Raw genomic sequence first — 5716 nt, forward strand, 5'->3', positions numbered from 1 at the left:
CCGCGAAGAAATCGGATGCTGCACCCCGCCGGTCGTTCTCCACCCGCTGGGCGGGCGTGGTGACGAGGCATCCGCTCGTCACGACCATCGCGGTCATCGTGACGCTCGGCGTGCTGGCCATCCCGGCGGCGAGCCTGCAACTGGCCCTTCCGAACGCGGGCGTACTGCCGAAGGACAGCGAGGCGCGCAAGACCTACGACCTGATCTCCGAGCACTTCGGACCCGGCTTCAACGGCCCGCTCATCATGACCGGCACGATCGTCACCTCGACCGATCCGCTGAACCTCATGAAGAACATCGGCGACGACGTCGCCACCCTGCCGGGGGTCAAGACCGTCGCCCTCGCGACCCCGAACGAGACCGCCGACACGGGCATCGTGCAGATCATCCCCACGACGGCGCCCGACTCACCCGAGACGGCCGCACTCGTGCGGGAGCTGCGCGCGCAGCACGACCACATCCTCGACACCTACGGCGTCGACATGAAGGTCACCGGCTTCACCGCGGTCGGCATCGACATCTCCGATCGCCTCGGCGGCGCGCTGCTGCCGTTCGGCATCTTCGTCGTCGGGCTCTCGCTCGTGCTGCTCATGGTCGTGTTCCGCTCGATCTGGGTGCCGATCAAGGCTGCGCTGGGCTACCTGCTGTCGGTGGGCGCCGCGTTCGGCGTCGTGTCGGCCGTGTTCGTGTGGGGCTGGGGCGCCGACCTCATCCACGTCGCGAAGGTCGGCCCCATCATCAGCTTCATGCCGATCGTGCTCATGGGCGTGCTGTTCGGCCTGGCGATGGACTACCAGGTCTTCCTCGTCTCGCGCATGCGCGAGGACTTCGTGCACGCGAAGGCCGACGGCCGCACCCGCCGCGAGGTCGCGATCGACGCCGTGCGCAGCGGCTACACCGGCTCCGCCCGCGTCGTCACGGCGGCGGCGACCATCATGTTCGCCGTGTTCGCCGCGTTCATCCCCGAGGGGGACTCGAGCCTCAAGCCCATCGCACTGGGGCTCGCCAGCGGCATCCTGTTCGACGCGTTCCTGGTGCGCATGACGCTCGTGCCGGCCGTGATGGCACTGCTCGGCGCGCACGCCTGGTGGATGCCGCGCTGGCTCGGCAAGCGCCTGCCCCACTTCGACATCGAGGGCGAGGCCGTCGAGCGCGAGATCGCGCTGGCCGACTGGCCCGACGACGCCGACCGCTACGCCGTGGCCGCCGACGCGCTCGAGCTCGACGACGAACGGCGTCGCGTCTACACCGGCGTCGACGTGAGGCTCGCGACCGGCGACGGCCTGCTCGTCACCGCGGAGGACCCGCGGGCGACCCGCGCCCTGCTGCTCACGATCGCCGGACGCCTCGAGTCGACCGGCGGGCGCCTGCGTGTGGCGGGCCACCTTCTCCCCGGACGCAACGCCTGGGCCCGTCGACACAGCGCGTTCGTCTCGCTCGGCACCAGCGAGGCGCCGCTCACCGACCTGCGCCGCGGCCTGCGCCGCGCCAGCATCGTCGTGATCGACGGCATCGACCGGCTCGAACGCCTCACCCCCGCCGACCGCGACCAGGCGCTCGCCCTGCTGCGCGAGGGCGCCGGCGACGGCCGCGTGACGCTCGTCGCGTCGGCGCCACCGACCTCCGTCGACGATCTCGGCGCCCTGCTGCGGGGCGCTCGCATCTCCATCGCGCCCGCACTGCGCATCCGCACGACGCTCTCCGCGTCCGACGTCGCCGAGGTGACCGCATGACTCTGCTCGAACGCTCCCGCACCCTGCGCCCGGTGACCTGGCTCGCCGTCATCGGCGTGATCCTGCTGCCCGTGCTCGTCGGCGCCGTGCTGGTCGTGTCGCTGTACAACCCGACCGACCGGCTCGGCAACATGACCGCGGCCATCGTCAACAACGACAAGCCGGTCACCCTCAACGGCCAGACGGTGCCGCTCGGACGTCAGTTGACCGCCGGCCTCGTCGAGGGTTCGAAGGACCTGCCCTCGAACCTCGACTGGGTGATCTCCAACACGGATGACGCGGCCTCCGGTCTCGCCGACGGCACGTACGCCGCGGTCATCACCATCCCCGACAACTTCTCCGCCGCCGCCACCTCCACCGCCCCGGGCGGCACACCTGAGAAGGCGACGATCTCGATCGCGACGGCCAACGACGCGAAGGTCGTCGACTCGGCGATCACCGCGCAGATCGCGCAGACCGCGACATCCGTCATGGGACAGCAGCTGTCGCAGAACTACGTCAAGAACGTGCTGCTCGGCTTCACGACGCTCAACACGCAGCTCGGACAGGCCTCGAGCGGTGCCGAGCAGCTCGCCACGGGCGCCGCCACCGCCGCGAGCGGTGCGGCCGCCCTCCCCTCCGGCATCGGCCAACTCGCCTCCGGGGCGAACCAGCTAACCTCCGGCGCGAACCAGCTGTCATCGGGCGCCGGCCAGCTCGCGAGCGGACTGGAGACCGCTGCCGCGCAAGTCGCGAGCCCGTCGTTGAACTCGGCCGCCGCCACCACGTCCCAGTACGCGGCCAGCGCGGCCAGCCAGACGACAGCGGTCGCGACGACGCTCGGCGCCCTCGCCCAGGAGTGCGCGCAGCTACTGCCGCCGCACGCGCTGCCGAACACGAACACGGCCGCCATCGCGACGCTGTGCGAGAAGCTCGGCACACTCGTCGGCTCCCCGACCGACCCCGCGAACGACACGGCGATCGGGGCGGCGACGGCCGCCGGCTACGCGGCGGGCTACGCGTCCGGCACCCAGACCGGCGTGTCCCAGCTGACGTCGCAGACCTCGGCCGGTCTCACGCAGTCGGCCGCCGCGGCGCACCAGCTGCAGTCCGGAGCATCCGGCATCGCCGCCGGCTCGGCCGCGCTCGCGTCGGGCGCCACCCAGGCGTCGTCCGGGGCGACCCAGCTCGTCGCCGGCGTGGACCAGCTCGCCACCGGCGCCTCGTCGCTCTCCGACGGCCTGAAGACGGCCGTCTCATCGATCCCCACCTACAGCGACACGCAGGCGGCGACCCTCGCCGACGTCGTCGCGAACCCGGTGACCGCCAGCGGGGTCTCCACGAACCTGTTCGGCGGCTCCGCCATCCCGCTGCTGTCGACCCTCGTGCTCTGGTTCGGATCGCTGGCGACCTTCGTGGTGCTGCAGGCGGTCTCGCGTCGTGCGCTCGCGAGCCGTCTGCCCTCGGTCGTGCTGGCGCTGCGCTCCTTCGCCCCCGCCGCCGTCATCGGTGCCCTGCAGGGCGTGCTCGTCGCCATCGTCGTGCAGATCGCGGCGAACTACGACACCGGATCGTGGCTCGCGTACGCCGGGCTGAGCGTCGTCGCCGGCATCGCGTTCGCCGCGGTCAACCAGGCGCTCGTCGCGCTCTTCCGCGGCACCGGCCGCCTCATCGCCGCGATCGCCGGAACACTCGCCATCGCCACGTCGGTCGTCTCGACGACGCCGTCGGGGCTGACCTGGCTCGCCGGTCTCATGCCGACCGCGCCGGCCTACAACGCCGCCCTCGGGGTGCTCGCGAGTGCCGGTGGCGTCGGATCCGCCGTCGTCGGCATGGTCGTATGGACGGTGCTGGGTCTGCTCGCCACCACCTTCGCGGTGTGGCGCCACCGCACGTCCTCGGTGCGGGCGGTGGTCGCCGGCACGACGGCCTGACCCGCGTCCGCGCGACATGACGAGGGGGTGGATGCCGCGGCATCCACCCCCTCGTCGTGTGCCGGTCGGCTCAGCTGCCGCCGGTGGTGAGCCCGCTGTAGGCGTGCAGACCCTTGAAGAACATGTTGACGATCGTGAAGTTGAACATCACCGCGGCGAAGCCGACGATCGACAGCCACGCCGACCGCGTGCCGCGCCAACCGCGCGTCGCACGCGCGTGGATGTAGCCCGCGTACAGGACCCAGATGACGAAGGTCCAGACTTCCTTCGTGTCGAAGCCCCAGTAGCGTCCCCAGGCGTCGTTCGCCCAGATGGAGCCTGCGATGAGGGTGAACGTCCAGAAGATGAAGCCGATGATCGCGAATCGGTAGGCGAGGGACTCGAGGTTCTCGGCCGACGGCAGCAGCCGCAGGAATCCGGGACCGGTCTTCGCACCGGCGGTGCCCGCCTCGGCGGCGGCGAGCGCGCGGCGCTCGCGGCGGATCTGCATGAGCTGCAGCACCGAGAGCGCGAACGCGAGGGCGAACAGCGCCGTTGCGAGAGAGGCGACGAACACGTGCACCACGAGCCACACGCTCTTCAGCGGATCGGCGAGGGGCGTGATCTCGCGGTAGAACGCGACTGCAGAGCCACCCATGAGCAGCACGATGAGGCCCGTGATGAAGGAGCCGAGGAAGCGAAGGTCGTAACGGAACAGCACCGCGAGGTACACCGCGACGATCAGCAGGGTTCCGGTGAGGGCGAACTCGTACATGTTCGACCAGGGCACCCGGCCCGAGGCGATTCCGCGCGTGACGTCGGCCGCGAGGTGGAAGAGGAAGCCGAGCCAGGTCAGCGTCGTGCCGATGCGCGCCCACACGGGGCGGTCGCGACGCGATCCGCGGGCCGTCAGTGCCTCGGCGGCGCGCTCCTGTCGCGCACGCACCTGATCGATGGTCTCGACCGAGCCGCGGGAAGAGGCCGACGACGAGGCCGTCGCCGCCCCTACGCCGACGAGCTCGCGCACATCCTCGGTGGCGGCATCCTTCGCGTCGATGGCGGCCACCGAGCGTCGGGAGAGGTCGATCGTGTAGGCGATGAACGCGAGCGCGTAGATGGCGATCGCCGTCCACACGAGCATGACCGAGGCGGAGTCGAGCGAGAAACCGGTGGAGGGCATGGCGGTGATTCTACGCGCGGCCGTTGTGGGCTTCGCCGGGAGTCGCGTCGTCGCCCGCGGGGGCATCGGAGGCGTCCGTCGACGCCTGCGGCGCCGTCTTCGCCGCCTTTGCGACCGACTTCGCGTGGCGCTCGGCGAGCTGGGTCACCGCGACGGCGATCGCCGGGTCCTCGCCGCGCGCGAGCCCCGCGTACTCCAGGCGCAGCGCGCCGTCCTTCGGAGTGACCCGCACCCACATGCGGCGGCGCGGAACGAACAGCGCGGCCAGAAGCCCGGCCACGGCGAGCCCGGCGAACACCAGCACCCACACCGACGAGGCGTCGTGGTGGATCGACAGCGACACGAAGCGCTTCACCGACGCGGAGTAGTCGGTGCCGACCGCCTGCATCGTCTTCGAGGCGTCCAGGCTCCCGGTCACCAGGGTGGATGCCGACGGGTCGGCCTCGTTCACGAAGGTCACCGTGCCCCAGTCGTTCGGGAGCTTCGCGGTCTGCCCCGGCATGAGCTCGAGCGAGTTCACCCCGGTGGTGCCGCCGGTGAGCTGGGTCATGCCGGTCGGGTCGAGGGTGTACACCGAACGCGGGGTTCCGTCGTTGATGCCGAGGTCGCCGGCGTAGACGTTGAGGGTCAGCACCGGGTAGATCAGGTCGGGGTAGACCGAGCTGAACGCTCCCGTGGTCAGCGGCTGCATCGTCGGGTAGAAGAATCCGACGAGACCGAGCTGCTGCGGCAGCCCGTCGGGGATCTTCACGACGCCCAGCGAGGTCATGTTGTTGTCCTGCGGCAGGAACGGCACCGACTCGTTGTAGATCACCTTGCCGGCGGAGTCGCGCACGATGATCGTCGGCGCGTACCCGTTGCCCATCAGATAGACCCGGTCCCCGGCGACCTCGAGCGGATGGTTCACCCGC

The 5716-nt window shown here is 70.9% G+C and carries 4 protein-coding genes; 2 read left to right on the forward strand and 2 right to left on the reverse strand.

The features are described from left to right. Together ASG00_RS17460 and ASG00_RS06620 are read left to right on the forward strand one after the other, a co-directional pair. Nucleotides 1-1733: MMPL family transporter (locus tag ASG00_RS17460; RefSeq protein ID WP_235559346.1), on the forward strand; the 1733-nt coding region annotated here is incomplete at its 5' end. After that, nucleotides 1730-3646, forward strand: coding sequence for a YhgE/Pip domain-containing protein (locus tag ASG00_RS06620; protein WP_056207734.1), 1917 nt, complete (start codon nucleotides 1730-1732; stop codon nucleotides 3644-3646). The genes ASG00_RS17460 and ASG00_RS06620, both read left to right, overlap by 4 nt. A 70-nt stretch (nucleotides 3647-3716) precedes the next feature. Here the strand turns inward: ASG00_RS06620 and ccsB are convergent, their stop codons facing one another. Together ccsB and ASG00_RS17465 are read right to left on the reverse strand one after the other, a co-directional pair. Continuing rightward, complete coding sequence (gene ccsB, locus ASG00_RS06625; RefSeq protein WP_056207820.1) at nucleotides 3717-4805, reverse strand: c-type cytochrome biogenesis protein CcsB; 1089 nt, start codon at nucleotides 4803-4805, stop codon at nucleotides 3717-3719. Nucleotides 4806-4815: 10 nt separating this feature from the next. Further along, nucleotides 4816-5716, reverse strand: a 901-nt coding sequence (locus ASG00_RS17465; RefSeq protein WP_235559349.1) for a cytochrome c biogenesis protein ResB, incomplete at its 5' end; no start/stop codon positions are given.

This window comes from Microbacterium sp. Leaf351 (assembly GCF_001423825.1).
Lineage (GTDB): Bacteria > Actinomycetota > Actinomycetes > Actinomycetales > Microbacteriaceae > Microbacterium > Microbacterium ginsengisoli.

Bases quoted from the DNA above. Each gene is read 5' to 3' on its own strand.
- ccsB (WP_056207820.1), bottom strand. From the start codon at position 4,805: ATGCCCTCCACCGGTTTCTCGCTCGACTCCGCCTCGGTCATGCTCGTG.
- ASG00_RS06620 (WP_056207734.1), top strand. From the start codon at position 1,730: ATGACTCTGCTCGAACGCTCCCGCACCCTGCGCCCGGTGACCTGGCTC.